The sequence below is a fragment of the Candidatus Cloacimonadota bacterium genome (assembly GCA_011372345.1).
Classification (GTDB): Bacteria; Cloacimonadota; Cloacimonadia; order Cloacimonadales; family TCS61; genus DRTC01.
On record DRTC01000559.1, the window covers coordinates 1 to 2,415 of the forward strand.

Sequence of the window (2,415 nt, forward strand, 5' to 3'; positions counted from 1 at the left end):
AATTAGCCACAGAGTCACAGAGATCACAGAGATTTTTTATTTTGCATTTCAATTTTCTGAATTCCCGTTTCCTTTTCCTGTTTCCAATTATATTTTTAATCAATTTACAAAGTTATGTTCTTAACCAAAACATTTTTTATTTGACATCAGAAACCAACATTTAATCAATAACCGCGAAAATAATTCAGGAGGAGAATAATGATTGATTTTTCGTTAACAGGCAAACAGCAGGAAATCAGAGAAAAGTATTATGATTTTGTGCAGAGATGGGTTGTTCCGAATCGGATGAAATATGATGAATCGTGCGAATTTCCCTGGGAGATCGTTAAAGAAGCCTATAAAGAAGGTTTGATGAATGGTCCAATTCCGGAGAAGTTTGGCGGGAATGGTTATGGAATCCTGGATGGTTCGCTCGCCTCAGAAGAACTGGGAGCTGGTTGTATCGGCATTGGAATTTGTATCGATGCGAATACATTGGCTCTGACACCTTTATTATTAGTAGGAAATGATGAGCAACAGCAGAAATTTTTCAGCTTTATCAATGAACGGCAGGGAGTTGCTGCTTACTGTTTAACGGAACCGAATGCAGGCTCGGATGTAGCGGGTATCAAATCCACTGCCATCAAGAAAGGTGATAAATACATCCTGAATGGACACAAAAGATTTATTACAAATGGGGAAGTTGCCTGTCTTCACACTGTTTTTGCTTTAACTAATCCGGAAAGAGGAGCAAGAAGCCTGACTGCTTTTATTATTCCGACCGACTCACCAGGAATCGAAATTGTCTCGAAATTGGATAAAATGGGTCAACGGGCATCTGTTCAAAATGAGATAAAATATCACGATGTAGAAATTCCCGCAGAAAATATGCTGGGTGGAGAAGGTCGCGGATTCATCATTGCCATGAAAACTTTTGATCGTACCAGAACCGGAGTTGCTTCATTGAGTTTAGGAGCTGCCAGAGCTGCTTATGAAATTTCAAAAGATTGGGCAAAAAACAGAATTCAGTTTGGAAAACCGATCGCTGCTAATCAGGCTGTCGGTTTTATGTTGGCGGAAATGGCAACAGAAATCGAAACTGCAAGAATGTTGACCTGGCGTGCAGCCTGGGCGTATGATACAGGTCAGAAAGATATTTCAATTCTTTCAGCAATGTCCAAAATGTATGCTTCAGATGTGGCTATGAAAGTTGCGACAAATGCAGTACAGGTTATGGCTGGAGAAGGTTATTCCAAGGATTATCCGGTTGAGAAGATCATGCGGGATGTGAAACTCTGCCAGATTTACGAGGGCACAAACCAGGTGCAAAGACTTGTGATTTCTAAAGGGATAATGAAGTAGGAAGAAAGTTGAATTGGTTGAATCGGGAAAAAGGGAAGATAAGAACAGACAGGATTACAGGATATACGGGATAACTCATTGTTCCTCAATCATCTGTTAGGTCTTGATAAAACAATGATCCAGTTGTTCTGAAATAAATAAAAAAGCGGGATTAGTCCCGCTTTTATTATTTGATAAATTTCAGTTTGGTTCTATTTCAAAAATTATAGGTAATCTTTTTTCAAATAAAACAGAAACTGACTTATCCGGCAGTTGCTGGATGAGTTAAGTTAAAAGATTACGGTGGATTAGAATATATGTTTTTCCTCTGTGTTCTTCGTGTCTCTGTGGCAAATTACTTTTTCGACCAGAGAGCAACTTTATTTCCTTCAGTATCTAAGAACAGGCAGAAATATCCAATATCTTCCATGATCAAGGTTTTAGGAACAATTACTTTTCCACCAGCAGGTTCGATTCTATCCTGAACCGGCTGCAGATCATTTTCGCAATTGAAATAGACTGATGTTCCTTTGTCAGCAGGTTCGTAGCCTTCACCTTTGACGATTGCTCCGGTAACACCTTCTCCTTCCAACGGAAAAAAGCCCATCATTGCTCCGCCCATTTCATCAACTTGAAGTTCTAATCCTAATAATTCTTCATAGAATTTTTTAGCTCTATCGAAATTAGTTACCGGGATTTCAAACCAGACGATCGTGTTTTTCATAATTACCTCCAAATATAATTTCAAAAGCAAAATAATTATTTGATCTGTTTGAGTCAAATCAAATGATGGGAACTAATTTTAAAATTCCTATTGTGAAAGAAATTGCTTTTCCGCAGAATACAATTCTGTGCTACATTTTGCAGGTTTTTCTTTTGCGTTCTTCGCATCTTTGCCGTGAGCTACTCCACGAAAATCCTGATCGTAGTCGGAGTTCCGTCATCTTCTTCGATTTCCATAAAGAACAGATCTCCGACTTCTCCGGAGGAAGCCATATTGATGATTTCTTTCCAATCGATAGATGACATATCGAATTTTGAACTACCGAGAGAAGCGTTTATTTTGGCATCTTTAGGAATAAAATGCATCCCGAT

General features: G+C 38.6%; 2 protein-coding genes. One reads left to right on the forward strand and one right to left on the reverse strand.

Annotation, left to right across the window (positions count from 1 at the left end):
- Positions 1 to 198 precede the first annotated feature (198 nt).
- Complete coding sequence (locus tag ENL20_10715) at positions 199 to 1,341, forward strand: acyl-CoA dehydrogenase (GenBank protein ID HHE39026.1); 1,143 nt, start codon at positions 199 to 201, stop codon at positions 1,339 to 1,341.
- Positions 1,342 to 1,675: 334 nt separating this feature from the next.
- On the opposite strand, the gene ENL20_10720 is transcribed toward ENL20_10715, so the two are convergent.
- Positions 1,676 to 2,047, reverse strand: coding sequence for a VOC family protein (locus ENL20_10720; protein ID HHE39027.1), 372 nt, complete (start codon positions 2,045 to 2,047; stop codon positions 1,676 to 1,678).
- Between the last annotated feature and the right edge of the window lie 368 nt (positions 2,048 to 2,415).

Excerpts from the sequence above, each read along its gene's own strand:
- ENL20_10715 (HHE39026.1), top strand. The coding sequence starts at position 199 with ATGATTGATTTTTCGTTAACAGGCAAACAGCAGGAAATCAGAGAAAAG.